Annotated in this window: 13 protein-coding genes; 9 read left to right on the forward strand and 4 right to left on the reverse strand. The window is 72.5% G+C overall.

The window, feature by feature from the left end:
- Positions 1-3 precede the first annotated feature (3 nt).
- Positions 4-3342, forward strand: a complete 3339-nt coding sequence (locus AC4F3Q_RS11690) for an ATP-binding protein (protein ID WP_491040246.1) — start codon at positions 4-6, stop codon at positions 3340-3342.
- A 6-nt stretch (positions 3343-3348) separates the two neighbouring features.
- Here AC4F3Q_RS11690 and AC4F3Q_RS11695 read toward each other — a convergent pair whose 3' ends face one another.
- Positions 3349-5184 (reverse strand): helicase HerA-like domain-containing protein, encoded by a 1836-nt coding sequence (locus AC4F3Q_RS11695; protein WP_491040115.1) that lies wholly within the window; start codon positions 5182-5184, stop codon positions 3349-3351.
- A gap of 54 nt (positions 5185-5238) precedes the next feature.
- On the opposite strand from AC4F3Q_RS11695, the gene AC4F3Q_RS11700 reads away from it, so the two are divergent.
- From AC4F3Q_RS11700 to holA, 4 genes are all read left to right on the forward strand, one after another.
- Entirely contained in the window at positions 5239-6102 is an 864-nt protein-coding gene (locus tag AC4F3Q_RS11700) for a DegV family protein (RefSeq protein WP_491040116.1), read from the forward strand.
- Between the two features lie 110 nt (positions 6103-6212).
- Positions 6213-7043: a ComEA family DNA-binding protein gene (locus AC4F3Q_RS11705; protein WP_491040117.1), complete on the forward strand. Its 831-nt coding sequence runs from the start codon at positions 6213-6215 to the stop codon at positions 7041-7043.
- Positions 7040-8629, forward strand: a complete 1590-nt coding sequence (locus tag AC4F3Q_RS11710) for a ComEC/Rec2 family competence protein (RefSeq protein ID WP_491040118.1) — start codon at positions 7040-7042, stop codon at positions 8627-8629. Before AC4F3Q_RS11705 ends, AC4F3Q_RS11710 begins: the two co-directional genes overlap by 4 nt.
- 19 nt (positions 8630-8648) lie before the next feature.
- Entirely contained in the window at positions 8649-9659 is a 1011-nt protein-coding gene (gene holA, locus AC4F3Q_RS11715; RefSeq protein ID WP_491040119.1) for a DNA polymerase III subunit delta, read from the forward strand.
- A gap of 87 nt (positions 9660-9746) precedes the next feature.
- Here holA and rpsT read toward each other — a convergent pair whose 3' ends face one another.
- Complete coding sequence (gene rpsT / locus AC4F3Q_RS11720) at positions 9747-10007, reverse strand: 30S ribosomal protein S20 (RefSeq protein WP_168447143.1); 261 nt, start codon at positions 10005-10007, stop codon at positions 9747-9749.
- A 227-nt stretch (positions 10008-10234) separates the two neighbouring features.
- Positions 10235-10822, reverse strand: a complete 588-nt coding sequence (locus tag AC4F3Q_RS11725; RefSeq protein ID WP_491040120.1) for a type II toxin-antitoxin system PemK/MazF family toxin — start codon at positions 10820-10822, stop codon at positions 10235-10237.
- A 90-nt stretch (positions 10823-10912) separates the two neighbouring features.
- Here AC4F3Q_RS11725 and lepA point away from each other — a divergent pair, with 90 nt between their 5' ends.
- The 4 genes from lepA to AC4F3Q_RS11745 all read left to right on the forward strand — a co-directional run bounded on the left by lepA (position 10913) and on the right by AC4F3Q_RS11745 (position 16242).
- Entirely contained in the window at positions 10913-12808 is a 1896-nt protein-coding gene (gene lepA / locus AC4F3Q_RS11730; RefSeq protein ID WP_168447145.1) for a translation elongation factor 4, read from the forward strand.
- The gene (hemW, locus tag AC4F3Q_RS11735; RefSeq protein WP_491040121.1) at positions 12805-14079 is read left to right on the forward strand and encodes a radical SAM family heme chaperone HemW; all 1275 of its coding nucleotides are present in this window, start codon (positions 12805-12807) and stop codon (positions 14077-14079) included. The genes lepA and hemW overlap by 4 nt, the downstream gene beginning before the upstream one ends.
- Before the next feature lie 88 nt (positions 14080-14167).
- Positions 14168-15112, forward strand: a complete 945-nt coding sequence (locus AC4F3Q_RS11740) for an FxsA family protein (protein WP_491040122.1) — start codon at positions 14168-14170, stop codon at positions 15110-15112.
- 197 nt (positions 15113-15309) lie between these two features.
- A complete protein-coding gene (locus AC4F3Q_RS11745) occupies positions 15310-16242 on the forward strand; it encodes a DUF2189 domain-containing protein (RefSeq protein WP_491040123.1) in 933 nt (310 codons plus the stop codon).
- Between the two features lie 66 nt (positions 16243-16308).
- On the opposite strand, the gene AC4F3Q_RS11750 is transcribed toward AC4F3Q_RS11745, so the two are convergent.
- Positions 16309-17163 (reverse strand): DUF3097 domain-containing protein, encoded by an 855-nt coding sequence (locus AC4F3Q_RS11750; RefSeq protein WP_491040124.1) that lies wholly within the window; start codon positions 17161-17163, stop codon positions 16309-16311.
- Positions 17164-17204 lie beyond the last annotated feature (41 nt).

Consider the following 17204-nt stretch of genomic DNA (forward strand, 5'->3'; position numbering starts at 1 on the left):
ACCATGAGCCAGTCCCTGTTCGGGCTGATCCCGACCGCGTCGACGGGCCAGCAGTGGGTCGCGCGCTCGATGCAGCTCATCAACTGGGGCGGCTACCACGGCTTCCACGAGGTCGCGTTCGCCTCGACCGCCACGCTCCTGTCGGGCGGGTCGGGCACCGGCAAGTCGACGCTGCTCGACGCGTACATCGCGCTGACGATGAGCCACACGACCCCGTTCAACGGTGCGTCCAACGGCGCGGCGTCGGGCCGGGCGCGCGGCCGTGAGCAGCGCAACGTGCTCTCCTACGCACGCGGCAAGCTCGACGAGGCCCGTGTCGCGGGCACGAGCTCGTCGCGCGACGCGGTCCTGCGCGGGGACGGCACCGACACGTGGTCCGCGATCGCGATGACGTGGGCCGACCAGGTCGGGCAGACGTTCACCGCGGTCCGCGCCTACTACGTCCCCGCCGCCGCGACCCGCAACGACGAGTGCACGCTCGTGCGCGCGACGACGGACTCGGCGTTCGACCTGCGTTCGCTCGAGCCGTTCGCGACCGGGCGCTTCCCGCGCGGCCCGCTCCAGGAGCGGCTCGGCCTCGTGCTGCACGACACGGACATCGCGTTCACGACGCGCCTGCACGCGACCCTCGGCATCGGCGCCGCTGGTGACGGCGCGAAGGCCATGGGCCTGCTCGCCCGTATCCAGGCCGGTCAGCAGATCACGACGGTCGACGCGCTCTACAAGTCGATGGTCCTCGAAGAGCCGGAGACGCTCGCGAAGGCGCAGGAGGCGATCGACCACTTTGACGAGCTGAGCGAGGTCCGCGAGGAGATGCTGACCGCGCAGCGGCAGCTCGAGGTCCTCTCGCCGATCGTGGGGCTGCGCCAGCGCGTCGAGGCGGCTCGCGAGCAGCTCGAGGTCGTCTCGACGCTCGGCGTCGAGCGCGCGTCCGAGCGGACGACGCCGTTCGCGCACTGGCACGACTCGCGGCGCCTCGAGCTCGCCCGAGCCCAGGAGGTCGCCAACCGGCGCGCCCACGCGCAGGCCGAGGAGCGCAAGGTCGGGCTCGACGCGCAGATCCTCGTGACCGAGCGTGAGCACGAGGAGGTCAAGGACAACCAGCGTCGCAACGGCGGTGACGAGATCGCGCGCCTCGAACGCGAGATCGCCGCGCTCGAGGATGCCCTCGGCGACACCGAGGTCCGCCACGCGCGCTTCGAGCAGCACCGCGCCGTCGTCGGCGTGCCCGTCACGTCGAAGAGCGAGTTCGAGGCGCTGCGCCGCGCCGCGGGTGCGTTCGTCGACTCGCGTGACGCGCGTGAGCGTGAGCTCGCCGACGCGGTCTACGAGGCGCGTGCCGCGCACGCCGATGCCGTCCGCGCGCTCGAGACGCTCGACCGTGAGAAGGCGTCCCTTGCGGTGCGCCGCGGCAACGTCGCCGCCGAGGACCACCAGGCCCGGTGCCTGCTCGCTCAGGCGGCCGGGCTCACGCCCGACGAGCTCCCGTTCGTCGCGGAGCTGCTCGACGTCCGTGCCGAGCACGAGCCGTGGCGCGAGGCGATCGGCCTCGCGCTGGGGGGCTTCGCGACGACGCTCCTCGTCGACGCCGACCACCTCACCGCGTTCCGCCGCGCGATCAACGACGTGGACCTGCGCCGTCGCCTCCGGTTCGAGGGCGTGCGCACGGGCCTGCCCGTCGTCGAGCAGACCGACCGTTCCCGGCTCGACGGGCGCCTCGACGTCAAGCACGGCCCGTTCACGGGCTGGCTCACCGACCGCCTCGCCCGGCAGTTCGCGTACGTGTGCGTCGACGACCCCGCCGACCTCGGCAAGCACGCGAAGGCGCTCACGCGCACCGGCCAGACGAACGACGGCAGCAGGGGAGCGCACGGTGGGCGCGGCCGGCCGAGCGTCCTCGGGTTCTCCAACGAGCGGCGCCTCGCGCAGATCGACGAGGAGCGCCGCGAGGCGACCGTCGCGGTCGCCGAGCGTCGCCGGGACGTCGAGGACGCCGAGGCAGCAGCCCGCGCGTTCACCGACCAGTTCGCCGCATACCAGGCCATCGGCGGGTTCGGGTGGGACGAGATTGACGTGCGCGGCGCGACGCGCCGCGTCGCCGAGCGTCGCGAACGGTTCGACGAGCTCGCCGCGGGCAGCGACGTGCTGCGCGCTCTGCGCGAGGACGAGCAGCGCCTCGCCGCGAAGCTCAAGGACCTGCGCACGCAGTCGTCGCGCGCCGCGGTCGAGATGGAGCGCCTCGAGGCTGCGTGGGGGACGCTCACCGACGAGGTCGACGAGCTCTCCGACGGTCTCGCCGAGCTCGAGGACGCGGGCGTCGCGGCGACCGACGTCCAGGTGACGCTGCTCGACGACCGCCTCGCGGCGTCGGGCTGGGACAGGGGCGACCTCCGGGCGTTCACGACCGCGGTCGCGGCCATGCGGGCCGATCTCGTGCACGCGCACGAGCTCGCCGCGCACGACCTGCAGTCCGCGCAGGACACGCTCGCGCGGACGTTCGAGCGCTTCGTCGAGATGTGGCCCAACCCGAACCTCGGCACGGACCCCGACGACTCCTACGACGACTTCAGGCGGATCCTCGGCGAGATCGAGCATCAGCGCATGTACTCGCTGCGCGAGCGGTGGAGCCGGGCGATCTCACGCCTCTCAGGCCGCGACCTGACCATGCTCGACACGGCGATCGAGCAGGCGGTCGCGGACATCCGTGCGCGCATGGAGCCCGTCAACGAGATCCTTTCGGTCCTGCCCTTCCACGACGACGCGCACCGCCTGCGCATCACCGCGACCGTCACGGAGGCGCACGACATCACGACGTTCCGTCGCGAGCTGCGGGCCCTCGCGAAGGACGTGCCCGACGACGCGACGCCCGCCGAGCGCGAGCGGCGCTACGCCCGGATGGCGAAGCTCCTCGCCCGCATCCGGCCGGACAGCCCCGAGCGACGCCGGCTCGTCGACGTCCGTGAGCACGTGCGGATCAGCGCGGAGTGCGTCGATCTCGAGGGCAACCACGTGAGCGTCTACGACCACATCGCGGGGAAGTCTGGCGGCGAGTCGCAGGAGCTCATCGCGTTCATCGTCGGCGCGGCGCTGCGCTACCAGCTCGGCGACGCGGACGCCGAGCGGCCGCGGTACGCGCCTGTGTTCCTCGACGAGGCGTTCATCAAGGCGGACTCGCGGTTCGCCGGGCGGGCGGTCGGTGCGTGGCGGGGGCTCGGGTTCCAGCTGATCATCGGTGCGCCGCTCGACAAGGTGTCGGCGCTCGAGCCGCATGTGGACCTGGTGCTGCAGGCGGTCAAGGACGAGGTCGGGCGCTCGCGCGTGCAGTGGGTCGCGGCGTCCTGACCCGCCTCAGCGCTTGCGCGTGCCGAAGATCGTGCGCGTGATCTCGCGACCGAGCTGTGTCCCGGCTGAGCGCAGCAGCGAGTCGAGCCCGCCGCTCACGCCTCCGCTGCGGGACCTGCTCTGCGACCGGGGGGCGGGGCGGGCGGCGTCGCGCTCGAGCTTCGCGCGCATGCGCTCGAGCTCGGCGGCCTGCTTCTTCGCCTCCTTCTCGGCGGCAGCGCGGGCGGCCTCGTCCGCCTTCGCCTGCTCCCCGGCCAGCCGCTGCGCCTCCGCAGCGGCCGCCTGCGCGGCGACGCGCTGCGCGAGCAGCTCGTACGCGGACTCGTTGTCGACGGCGGTCGCGTAGCGCGGCGCGAGGGGCGACGCCGCGACGAGGCTGTCGAGGGTCGCGGCCGGTGCCGGGTTCATCGATCCCTGGGGCGCGCGCAGCCGCGTCCATGCGACGGGCGTCGGTGCGCCCTTCTCGCTCAGCACCGTCACGACGGCCTCGCCCGTGCCCAGCTCCTGCAGGAGGCGCTCGAGGTCGTAGTCGCTCGTCGGGTAGGTGCGCGCGGCTGCACGCAGGGCCGCGGCGTCGTCGGGCGTGAACGCGCGCAGGGCGTGCTGGACCCGGTTGCCGAGCTGCGCCAGCACGTCCGCTGGCACGTCCTTCGGGCTCTGCGTCACGAAGAACACGCCCACGCCCTTGGACCGGATGAGCCGGACTGTCTGCACGACCTGCGTGAGGAAGTCCTTCGAGGCGCCCGTGAACAGCAGGTGCGCCTCGTCGAAGAAGAACACGAGGCGCGGCTTGTCGACGTCGCCCACCTCGGGAAGTTCGCCGAACAGGTCGGCGAGCAGCCACATGAGGAACGTCGAGAACAGCTGCGGACGGTCCTGCACCGCGGGCAGCTGGAGCGCGGAGACGACCCCGCGCCCGTCCGGCGCGGTGCGCAGCAGGTCGGCCGTGTCGAAGGCGGGCTCGCCGAAGAACGCGTCCGCGCCCTGCGCCTGGAGCGCGACGATCTCGCGCAGGATCACGCCCGCCGTCGCAGCCGAGACGCCGCCGAGCGTCGTGAGCTCGGCCTTGCCCTCGGGTGAGGTGAGGTAGGAGATCGCCGCCTTCAGGTCCTTGAGGTCGAGCAGCGCGAGCCCTTGCGCGTCGGCCCAGTGGAAGATCAGCCCGAGGCACGACTCCTGCGTGTCGTTGAGCCCGAGGACCTTGGCGAGCAGGAGCGGCCCGAAGTCCGTGACGGTCGTGCGGACCGGCGTGCCGACGCCCATGCCTCCGAGCGAGAACGGCTCGACCGGGAAGCTTGCCGCTGTCCAGTCCTGGCCGAGGCTCGCCGTGCGTGCGAGCAGCTTCTCGCCGCCCGCGCCCGGGACGGCCATGCCAGACAGGTCGCCCTTGATGTCCGCGACGAACACGGGGACGCCGTGCGTCGAGAGCTCCTCGGCCATGAGCTGGAGCGTGCGTGTCTTGCCGGTGCCGGTCGCGCCTGCGACGAGGCCGTGCCGGTTGAGCATCGCGAGCGGGAGGCCGACCTGGACGTCGGGGAGCGGGACTGCCTCGGCGCCGCCGTCGGTGGAGAGGAGCGCGCCGAGGCGGAGCATGGGGCCGGCGAACGTGTAGCCGTCCGCGACACGCTGGGCGTGCTCGTCGCGCGCAGGGGGAGCGGGACGCGCGGGGGAGGTGGGAGGCGCGGCGGCAGCCCCGGCGGCGGGAGCAGCGGCAGCAGCCTCGGCCGCCTCAAGCGCGGCCTGCGCGGCGACCGCGCGGGCCTCCGCGGCCTCCGCGGCAGCGTGGGCGGCTGCGGCGCGCAGAGCCGCGAGGTCGGCAGGACCGTGGGCGTCGTCGCTCATGCGGGCATCCTATGACCACGTGCTGCGGCGGCGGGTTGGCGTAGTCTGCGAGCGATGCCACACCTCTCCCGCGCCGTGCGCGTCGTCACCGACTCGACGGCGTCCCTGCCTGCCGCGACGCTCGAGCGCCTGCGGATGACGGTCGTGCCCTTGCACGTCCACGTGGGCGACACGGTCTACCTGGAAGGTGTCGACCTCGCGCCGGATCAGGTCGCGACGCTCGTCGCCGGCCCGGAGCGTGTGACGACGTCGCAGCCCACCCCCGCGATGTTCGCCGAGGCGTACGCGCGGCTCGCGAGCGAGGGGGCTCAGGAGATCGTGTCGGTGCACCTGTCGGGCGAGCTGTCCGGGACGGTCGGTGCCGCCGCGCTCGGTGCGCGCGAGGTCGGCGTCCCGGTGCACGTCGTCGACTCGCGCACGGTGGCCGGTGCGCTCGGCACGGCCGCGGAGGTCGCGGCGCGCGCCGCGGCGGGCGGCGCGACGGGGGAGGACGTCGCAGAGCGCGCGCGGCGGACGGCCGAGGCCTCTGACGCGACCTTTCTCGTCGACTCCCTCGACTACCTGCGCCGCGGCGGACGCCTGAGCCGGACGGCGAGCGCGATCGGCGGGATGCTCGCGATGAAGCCGCTCCTGACGGTCGTGGACGGTCGCGTCGAGGTGCTCGCGAAGGTGCGTACGCGGGCCGCCGCGATCGAGCGGCTCGCGGAGATCGCACGTGGCCAGGTGCGCGGCTGCTCGTCGCCCGTCGTCACGGTGCACCACCTCGACTCCCCGCACGACGCCGGCGAGCTGGCCGTCGAGCTCACGGGAGCGACCGGGGTCGCGGCTCGGGTGACGCCTGTCGGGGCGGTCCTCGGTGCGCACGTGGGTCCCGGGCTCCTCGCGGTCGTCGTGGCCGACGCCGACCCGCGGGGCTGACGGTTCCCGGGCAGGCGCGCGGCTGCCCACAGGGTTGCGTTCTCGACGCCGGTCGCACGCTGCGCGCGTGAGCCCTGACGAGACGGCCGTCCGCGAAGGACGGTGGCGTCATGTCCCTGCCGCTGCCCGAGACCGACGACGTCACCGCACTGCGCGCTCGCCTGCGGGGGCACGTCGAGCCTCCGAACGTGCGCCGGACCGCGGACGCCCCGGAGGGCGAGGACGAGCCGTGGGAGGCAGGTCCCGTCCGGTGGGAGGTCTCGGGACGCGCCGCGACCGCCGTCGCCGTGGTCCTGGTGCTCGCCGTGGCCGTGCTCGGCGTGCTGCTGTGGCGGGGAGGCCCCGGCGACGTCGTCGTCCTCCCAGACACGGCGGGTCTCACGACGGGAGCACCCGGCGCGAGCGCGCCTGCCGGCGCAGCGCCCGGCGCGTCGTCCGAGGAGGCGACGCCCGGCGGCGAGGCAGGCGAGGCGACGCAGGCGCCTGGCACGTCCACCTTCCTCGTCCACGTCGTCGGGCAGGTGCGGGAGCCGGGCGTCGTCCGGCTGCCGCCCGGCTCGCGCGTCGGCGACGCGATCGAGGCTGCCGGCGGCGCGAAGCGCACCGCAGACCTCGCGGCCCTCAACCTCGCCGCGCCCGTCACGGACGGGGAGCAGGTGCGGGTCCCGAAGCCGGGGGAGGTGGCGCTCACGAACCCGCAGACGTCGGGTGGCGACCCCACCGGCAGCACGGGTGGTGCTGGCGGTGGCGCGCTCGATCTCAACACCGCCGATGCCGCGACGCTCGAGACCCTCCCCGGGGTGGGTCCTGTGCTCGCCGAACGGATCGTGAGCCACCGCGACCAGCACGGGCCCTTCGCCTCGGTCGACGCGCTGCAGGACGTGAGCGGCATCGGGCCGGCGACGTTCGACCGGCTGCGCGACCTGGTGCGGGTGGGGTGAACAAGCGGCTCGACGTCCGTCTCGTGCCCGCCGCGCTCGCCGCGTGGGGCTGCGCGGCGGTGCTCGCCCCCGCGGGTGTGCGAGCTGCGGTCGTCGTCGCAGTCGGCGCTCTCGTCCTCGGCACGATCCTGGCGGCTGTCCTCGTGCGGGCTGAGCACGGCGGGCTCGGCGCCCTCGCCGCGGTGACGCTCGCCGTCGTCGCGGCGGTCGCGGCCTCAGCCGCGATCGCGACCGCGACCGCGTCCTCGTCCCTCGCGGACGACGCCGCCCGGGCCGGCGCTCCCGTCTGGCTCACCGCCGTCGTCACGTCGGACCCGCGACCGATGGCTGCTCCGTGGGAGGACGGCCCGCCGAAGCGCAGTGCAGTGACGTTGCGCGTCATGCGCCTCGAGTCGGGCCCCGATCTCTCGCACCGCACCGCGCAGGACGTGCGGCTCCCGGTGTCGGTCGTCGGGAACGGTGCGTGGGCGGACGTGGCCTACGGGTCGACAGTCACGACGTCGGGCACGTTGCGGCCCACCGACGGCTCTCGTCCCGAGCGCTTCGAGCTCGCCCGGCCCGCGCAGCCCGTCGTCGTCGCGCCTGCGGGCGCCCTGTTCCGGGCTGCCGCGCACGTCCGTGCCGGGCTCGCCGCGACCGTCGCACACCAGGACGGCGACGTCGCCGGGCTCGTGCGGGGCATGACCGTCGGCGACCGGGCCGCCCTCGCCCCCGAGCTCGACGCTGCGATGCGCACCACGGGGCTGACACACCTGACGGCTGTCTCGGGCGCGCACGTCGTGATCGTCATCGGGACGCTCCTCGTCCTGCTGGCCGCGCTCAAGGTGCCGCCGCGCGCGAGGGTCGCGGTCCTCGTCGTCGCGCTCGTCGCGTTCGTGATCCTCGTGCGGCCGGACGCCTCAGTGCTCCGTGCTGCCACGATGGGAGGCGTCGCGCTCCTCGGCATCGCGGCCGGGCGTCCGGCGAGCGCGCTCCCAGCGCTCGCCGGTGCGGTGGTCGTGCTGCTCGTCGTGGATCCGTGGCTCGCGCGATCGTTCGGCTTCGTGCTGTCGGTCGTGGCGACGGGGGCGCTCGTGCTGGGCGCGTCGCCGCTCGCCGCTGTGCTCGAGCGACGTCGTGTGCCGTCCTGGCTCGCGCTCGCCGTCGCGGTGCCGACCGTCGCGCAGCTCGCGTGCGGACCCGTCGTCGTGCTCCTGTCGCCCGCGCTGCCCACCTACGCGATCCTCGCGAACGTCGTCGTCGCGCCGGTCGTCGCGCCGGCGACGGTGAGCGGCGTGCTCGCCGCGCTGCTGAGCACGGTGTGGCCCGCGGGCGCGGGCGTCGTCGTGCTGCCCGCGTGCTGGGCGGCTCGATGGATCGCGTGGGTGTCCACGACGCTCGCAGGCTGGCCGGGTGCCGCGCTGCCGTGGCCTGAAGGTGCGCCTGGTGCGGTGCTGCTCGCGGCCGCGACCCTCACAGCGTGGGCGGCGGTCGGAGCGATGCCAGCCGCCCGGTGGGTCTGGCAGGACGCGCGGGTGCGACGTCGGCGTCATCGCGCGGTCGCCAGGAGCCGTCGCGACGGCTCGGCCGTGCGTCGGTGTCGGTGATCCGTGGGATTCTTGGAGCATGGTCTCGCGCGCTCGTCCGTCCTCCCGCCCTGCCGCTGGATCTGCGACCTGGGACACCGTGAGCCTCGCTCCCGTCGTGCTGGTCCACGGCGCCGAAGGGCTGCTCGTCGAGCGCGCGGTCCAGCGCCTCACGGCCCTCGCCCGCGAGACGATGCCCGAGGTCGAGGTGGTCGACGTCGAGGCGAGCACGTACCAGAGCGGGATGCTCGCAGTCGAGACGAGCCCGTCGTTGTTCGCGGAGGAGCGCCTCGTGATCGTGCGCGGCGCCGAGGCGATGAGCGACGACCTCACGCAGGACGTGCTCGACTATCTCGCCGCTCCTGCGCCGGACGTCTTCCTCGTCGTCGAGCACCGCGGCGGTCAGCGCGGCAAGAAGCTGCTCGACGCGGTCAAGGCGTCTGGAGCTCCCGTCGCTGTGTGCGAACCGATCAAGAAGGATGCCGACAAGGTCGCGTTCGCCGCTGCCGAGTTCCGTGCGGCCGGGCGCCGTGCTGATGCCGGCGCGGTCCGTGCTCTCGTCGAGGCTCTCGGCTCCGACCTGCGGGAGCTCGCGTCCGCATGCTCGCAGCTCTGCTCCGACACGACCGGCACGATCTCCGAAGGTGTGGTCGGCCGCTACTACGGCGGGCGCGTCGAGGCGACCGGCTTCCGCGTCGCTGATGCCGCCGTCGCGGGGAACCGCGCCGAGGCGGTAGCGCTCCTCCGGCACGCGCTCTCGACCGGCGTCGACCCCGTGCCGATCGTTGCCGTCCTGGCGATGAAGCTCCGCGCCCTCGCGAAGGTTGCTGCGATGCGCGGCCGCGGGGGAGCGACCGCCGGTCAGCTCGGTATGGCTCCGTGGCAGATCGACAAGGCGCGCAAGGACCTTCAGCGCTGGACGCCCGAGGGGCTGGCGCAAGCGATCACGGCCGTCGCCGAGGCGGACGCCGAGGTCAAGGGCGCGGGCCGGGACCCCGTCTATGCAGTCGAGCGTGCCGTGCTCCGCATCTGTGCCGCGACCCAGGACTGACCCGTCCCGGACATGCCGAAGGCGCCGACCCCCGAGGGGCGGCGCCTTCAGCAACTCACGTTCCCGGCGTGGAGGCCGGGAGGCACATCACAGGCCGTTGACGGCCTTCGCCAGCGCGGACTTGCGGTTCGCAGCCTGGTTGGCGTGGATGACGCCCTTCGACACGGCCTTGTCCAGCTTCCTGGACGCAACCAGGAGCGCAGCGGTCGCCGCGTCCTTGTCGCCGGTGGCCACGGCCTCGCGGACCTTGCGGACGTTGCTCTTGAGCTCCGTCTTCACGGCCTTGTTACGCAGGCGCGCCTTCTCGTTGGTGCGGATGCGCTTGATCTGAGACTTGATGTTCGCCACGTGTGGACTTTCTGGTGTGTTCGCCCGAAGGCGAGCTGACAGGTCGTAGAGGACTGCTCCAACGCCGGGACTTGGGGTGGGGAACCCGTGGAGAGGCGCTGGACCTGTGCCCGCCGACCTGGGCGGACACGCAGGGATCAATGCTACCAGCCGCCCCGGACCGGGTCGACCCTCCGCGACGCGACGGGCGTCACGCCGCCGGCCGCGTCGGTGCGTTGCCCTCTGTGTCAGCCGATCTGCGCGGTGACCAGGGAGAACGTCGCCCGGTCCATGATCGCGCCCTCGCGTCGTACCCGCTCGGGGTCGATCCGCAGCACACGGTCGAGCCGCACTTCCGAGTCGCGTCCGCGCGTGTCCCAGGGGCCTGAGCCGATGTCGAGCCAGCGGCGTCCCCGCTGCGCCTCGGACGCGGCGTCGCGCGTGTGGTCCTTGCTCGTGAGCATGAGCGCGAGGAGCCACGGTCCGTCGTGCCCGACGACGAGCACGGGACGGTCCTTGCCCTGCGTGTGGTCCTCCTCGTAGGGCACCCAGGTCCACACGATCTCGCCGGGGTCGGCGTCGCCGTCGATCGCGGGTGCGTAGACCGGTTCGATCGGCCCTGTGAAGTCGCCGGGGTAGACGTCACGGCCGGCCGGCGGCGTCGACGTCGAGCGCGAGGGCGCGGGACGCGGTATCGCACGGTCCTTGCGTGCTGGACGAGGAGACCGGGTGGTGGTCCCTGTCGTCGTGCGCCCGCTGCTGCGCGACGGCGTGAGCAGGGCAGCGGCGGCGCGGGCGGCTCCGGCGAGGAGGTCGGACCAGGGACGAGTCGGCATGCGCGCCAGGATACGGCGGTCGGCGCTCCCTCGACGGGCGGGCGAGAGGGTGTGGACGGCGAGTTCGACGGCCGTGGCGGTCATGGGACAATGGGACCCGTGACCCCGATTCCCACAGCAGCCCAGACGGCCCGCATCAAGCCCGCCGCCACCGCGCCCGAGCTGCTGCGCAACTTCTGCATCATCGCCCACATCGACCACGGCAAGTCGACCCTCGCCGACCGCATGCTCCAGCTCACCGGCGTCGTCGAGCAGCGCGCGATGCGTGCGCAGTACCTCGACCGTATGGACATCGAGCGCGAGCGTGGCATCACGATCAAGTCGCAGGCGGTGCGCATGCCGTGGGCGCACAGCGACGCGGACGGCGTCTCGACACCGTACGCGCTCAACATGATCGACACCCCGGGCCACGTCGACTTCACCTACGAGGTGTCGCGCTCGCTCGCCGCGTGCGAGGGCGCGGTGCTCCTCGTCGACGCCGCGCAGGGCATCGAGGCGCAGACGCTCGCCAACCTCTATCTCGCGATGGAGAACGAGCTCGCGATCATCCCCGTGCTCAACAAGATCGACCTCCCGGCCGCGCAGCCGGAGAAGTACGCGGAGGAGATCGCCGGCCTCGTCGGTGTCGACCCGGAGACGGTCCTCAAGGTGTCCGGCAAGACGGGCGTGGGTGTCACCGAGCTCCTCGACCGCATCGTCGAGACCGTCCCCGCGCCTGTCGGCGACCCGGACGCCCCGGCGCGCGCGATGATCTTCGACTCCGTGTACGACACGTACCGCGGTGTCGTGACCTACGTCCGCGTCGTCGACGGCAAGCTCAACCCGCGCGAGCGCATCGTCATGATGTCGACGAAGGCGACGCACGACCTGCTCGAGATCGGCGTCTCGGCGCCCGAGCCGCACCCCACACAGGGGCTGGGGGTCGGCGAGGTCGGCTACCTCATCACGGGCGTCAAGGACGTGCGGCAGTCGAAGGTCGGCGACACGGTCACGAACGCGGGCAAGCCCGCGTCCGAGGCGCTCGGCGGCTACAGCGACCCGAAGCCGATGGTCTTCTCGGGGCTGTACCCGATCGACGGTTCCGACTACCCGGTGCTGCGGGACGCGCTCGACAAGCTCAAGCTCAACGACGCTGCGCTCGTCTACGAACCGGAGACGTCGGTCGCGCTCGGTTTCGGCTTCCGCGTCGGCTACCTGGGTCTGCTGCACCTCGAGATCGTGCGCGAGCGCCTCGAGCGCGAGTTCGACCTCGACCTCATCTCGACCGCCCCCAACGTCATCTACGAGGTGACGATGGAGGACAAGTCCGTCGTCACGGTGACGAACCCGAGCGAGTTCCCGGGCGGCAAGATCGGCGAGGTCCGTGAGCCGGTCGTCAAGGCGACGATCCTGGCGCCGAGCGAGTTCATCGGCGCGATCATGGAGCTCTGCCAGACGAAGCGCGGCGACCTCCAGGGCATGGACTACCTCTCGGCGGACCGTGTCGAGCTGCGCTACTTCCTGCCGCTCGCAGAGATCGTGTTCGACTTCTTCGACCAGCTCAAGTCGAAGACCCGCGGCTACGCGTCGCTCGACTACGACGTGATCGGTGAGCAGGCCGCCGACCTGGTGAAGGTCGACATCCTGCTGCAGGGCGAGCAGGTCGACGCGTTCAGCGCGATCGTGCACAAGGAGAAGGCCTACGCCTACGGCGTCATGATGACGGGCAAGCTCAAGGACCTCATCCCGAGGCAGCAGTTCGAGGTGCCGATCCAGGCGGCCGTCGGCGCGCGCGTCATCGCCCGCGAGACGATCCGGGCGATCCGCAAGGACGTGCTGGCGAAGTGCTACGGCGGTGACATCTCCCGCAAGCGCAAGCTGCTCGAGAAGCAGAAGGAGGGCAAGAAGCGCATGAAGACGATCGGTCGCGTGGACGTCCCCCAGGAGGCGTTCATCGCCGCGCTCTCGTCCGACGCTGCTGACCCGAAGGACAAGGGCAAGAAGTGACGCCCGCCCTGCCGGAGGGGGAGCCGGCGCCGCTCGACGGCGCCCTGCCCCGCTGGGCAGGCGGCACGACGTCGGACCGCAGGTTCGGCGTGTACGTGCACGTGCCGTTCTGCACCGTCCGTTGCGGCTACTGCGACTTCAACACGTACACGGCGACCGAGCTCGGCGGTGGTGCGAGCCAGGAGTCGTACGCCGACACGGCATTGCGTGAGATCGCGCTCGGGCGCGGTGTGCTCGAGCGCGCAGGCTTCCCGCGTCGTCCTGTCTCGACGGTGTTCTTCGGCGGTGGCACCCCGACGATCCTCGCGGCGAGCGACCTCGCACGGATGCTCGACGGCATCCGTGACGCGTGGGGTCTCGAGGAGGGCGCCGAGGTCACGACCGAGGCGAACCCCGACTCGGTGACCCCGGAGTACCTCGCGACGCTCGCGGCGGCAGGCTTCACGCGAGTCTCGTTCGGGATGCAGTCGGCGGTGCCGCACGTGCTCTCGACGCTCGAGCGGACGCACGACCCGGCCCGCATCCCCGACGTCGTCGCGTGGGCGCGCGCGGCCGGGCTCGACGTGTCGCTCGACCTCATCTACGGGACGCCGGGGGAGTCGCTCGACGACTGGCGCACGAGCGTCGAGACGGCGCTCGCGACGGGCGTCGACCACGTCTCGGCCTACGCTCTCGTCGTCGAGCAGGGCACGAAGATGGCGGTGCAGGTGCGTCGCGGCGAGCTGACGCTGCCCGACGAGGACGACCAGGCCGCGAAGTACGAGCTCGCCGACGACCTGCTCAGTGCCGCAGGCCTGCACTGGTACGAGGTCTCGAACTGGGCGCGCACCCGCGCCGACGGTTCTGTCGCGGCCTGCCGCCACAACCTCGCGTACTGGCGCGGCGACGACTGGTGGGGCGTCGGCCCGGGCGCGCACTCGTACGTGGGCGGACCGCTCGCCGCCGACGACGGCACGTCCGTCGACGGGATGCGCTGGTGGAACGTCAAGCACCCGCGGCGGTACGCCGCGTCGCTCGAGCGGGGGGAGAGCCCCGCGGCGGGGCGCGAGGCGATCGATGCGTCGACCGCTGCGCTCGAGCGGGTCATGCTGGGCGTCCGCCTCGCGGAGGGCCTCGACCTGTCGGTCCTGTCCGGCGCAGGTCGGCGGGCTGTGGCCGGTCATGTCGCCGGGGGTCTACTGGACGGTCGTGCCGCGGTCCGGGGGCGGGCGCTCCTGACCCGACAGGGCCGCCTCCTCGCGGACGCCGTCGTGCGAGACCTCACCGACTGACGGCTGGACGGAGTGCGTCGCGTCGCGCGGCGGGGCTCTCACGCTGCTACGGTCCGACGGACGTCATGCACCGACCAGCGGAGACACGATGAGCGAGAACTTCCCCCCTAACCCGGACGGCACCGACGGAGTGCCCGGCTCGGGCGGTCAGCCGCAGGACCCCGGCGCGCAGCCGCCGTACGGTCAGCCCTACGGCCAGCAGCCTCCATTCGGCCAGCAGCCCGGCGCGCAGCCGCCGTACGGTCAGCCCTACGGTCAGCAGCCCCCCTATGGCCAGCAGTCGCCCTTCGGTCAGCAGCCGTACGGCCAGTTCCCGAACGCGGGCGGCGGCACCCTCGGCGTCCCTGCGCACGGCCCCTTCTCGTTCGGCGAGGGCTTCACCGTCGCGTGGCGCGCGTTCGGGGCGCGAGCGGGGATGTGGCTGGGCCTGATGGCCATCTGCGCCGTCGTGAGCCTGGCGACTTCGACGTTCCTCGGCGGTCCGGTGGACTGGAACGCCAACGTGAACGGGGAGTCGTTCAGTGCGGCCAACCTCTTCCCGAGCCCGTCGTGGGCCGCGACCGCCCTCCTGCGGGACCTGGCCGCGCAGCTTGTCGTCGCGATCCTGACGATCAAGCTGACGCAGCACGCCGTGCGTCAGGTCCGCGGTGAGCAGGTGACGTTCAGCTCGTTCTTCACGACCGTCAACGGGAACGCGACCATCATCTCTGCGCTCGTCATCGCGGCGGCGACGATCCTGGTCGACCGCGCGCCGTTCATCGGGCCGCTCGCGGGCATCGCCCTCAGCGCACTGACGATCTTCGTCGGCGCGTTCGCCGCCGAGCCCGGTGCCAGGGGCATCAGCCCTCTCCAGGAGAGCGTCCAGCTCTTCATCCAGCGTCCGGGCGCAGCCCTCGCGACCTTCGCCGGCGGGTTCCTCCTGATCCTCGGCGGCTTCATCACGTGCTGCGTCGGGCTGCTCGTGGCGGTCCCGCTCGCGTCGCTGTACAGCGGGTACGGGTTCCAGCGGATCCTGGGGCGTCCGCTCGGCTGAGGCCGACCGCGCCAGCGGGCGGCGGCACCCGGTGCCGCCGCCCGTCCTGCTCCTTCGCCCGGGTGAAGGTCCGCAGAGGGTGCATGTCCCCTGGGTATTTGGGCCTTTCGTCACTACGCTGTGGGGCGATGACGTGCGGTATCGCGCGGAGTCCCGGCGCCCGCCGGTGTGTCCGGCCCCGATCTGAGGAGCGAACAATGTCTGACAGCAACGTCCCGCCGTACCCGGGCGAGGTGCCCGGTCCGGACGGTCAGCCGCCGTACGGCGCGCCGACGCCGCCGCCGGGGCAGCCCGCTCCGGGTCAGCAGCCCTACGGCCAGCAGCCGCCCGCGGGTCAGCCTTACGGCCAGCAGCCGTACGGCCAGCAGCCGCCCGCGGGTCAGCCTTACGGCCAGCAGCCCTACGGCCAGCAGCCGCCCGCGGGTCAGCCCTACGGTCAGCAGCCCTACCAGGGCGCGCCCGGGCAGAGCCCGATCGATGTCGGCGCGGCCTTCTCATACGGCTGGGACAAGTTCACGAAGAACATCGGCCCGATCCTCCTGGGCGCACTCGCGTGGGCGGTCGGTATCGGCATCCTGATCGGGATCTTCTACGCCATCATCATCGGTGGCGCCGCCGCGGCGTCGTCGCTCGACTCGGACGGGGGCTTCCTCGCGGTCGGCTTCGGCAGCATGGTTCTCTTCCTCGGCGTCTCGCTGCTGCTCGGCATGTTCTTCCAGGCGGCTGCGACGAACGTCGGGCTCGTCGCGACGACGGGTCGCTCGATCACGGTCGGTGACTTCTTCTCGATCCCGAACTTCTCGAAGGCTCTGCTGACAGCACTCCTGGTCGGCGTTGCCACCGCGGTGTCCATGATCGTCGTCGTCGGCCCGCTCGCCGTCGGGTTCTTCGGGATCTTCGCGCTCCATTTTGCGATCGACAAGGGGCTCGGTGCCGTCGACGCGATCAAGGCCAGCATCGACGTCGCACTGAAGAACGCCGGTCAGGTGGCGCTCCTCATGCTGCTCGTCTACGTCGCCAACTCTGTCGGCAGCGCGCTCTGCGGGGTCGGCCTCATCGTGTCGATGCCGGTCGCGATGATCGCGACCGCGTACTGCTACCGCCGCGTGGTGGGTCAGCAGCCCGCCTGACGCGCTCAGCAAGGGGCCCGGCACACCGAAGGGTGTGCCGGGCCTCCTGCGTGTCTGCGCGGTAGGTCAGGCAGGGTCGGTGACGAAGTCGATGAGCTCCTCGACGCGCCCGAGGAGTGCGGGCTCGAGGTCCGCGTACGAGCGCACGGTTCCGAGGATCCGCTTCCATCCTTGCGCGACGTCCGCCTGATTAGCGTGGGGCCAGCCGAGCTCGCGCAGGATCCCGGTCTTCCACTCGGTGCCCCGCTCGATGACCGGCCAGTTCTCGAGACCGATGCGCGCTGGTCGCACGGCCTGCCACACGTCGACGAACGGGTGGCCCAGCACCTTGACGGTGCCGTTCGGAACGAGGCGCAGCGCCTCGTCGGCGAGGCGCCGCTCTTTCGTCCCAGGCAGCAGGTGGTCGACGAGGACGCCGACGCGACGCTCTCGGGTCGGTCGGAACTCGCGCAGCGCGTCGGCGAGGTTGTCGACGCCGTCGAGCAGCTCGACGACGACACCCTCGACGCGCAGGTCGTCACCCCAGACGCGCTCGACGAGCTCGGCGTCGTGCTTGCCCTCGACCCAGATGCGTGAGCCGCGTGCCACGCGGGCGCGTGCGTCGCGCACGACCGTCGACCCGGACGCGGTGCGCGTCGGGGCGGCGGGAGCACGGCCGACGGGCGCGGTGAGGACGACAGGTTCGCCGTCGATCCAGAACCCTGGGCCGAGCGGGAACGTGCGTGTCCGGCCGGCGCGGTCCTCAAGCTCGACGACGTGCTGACCGCCGGACTTCTCGACGCGGACGACGGCACCGACCCAGCCGGTCATGACCTCCTCGACGACGGTCCCGCGCTCGGCGGGCACGGGACGGGAGACGGGGCGCCGGGGGTGGTGGTCCGAGCCGCCGGACAGGACGTCAGAGCCATAGCGATCGTGCACCTGGCCACCCTAGCTGGCGGCCGGAGATCGTCGGGTGAGCG

It is taken from the genome of Flavimobilis sp. BM9, assembly GCF_058313055.1.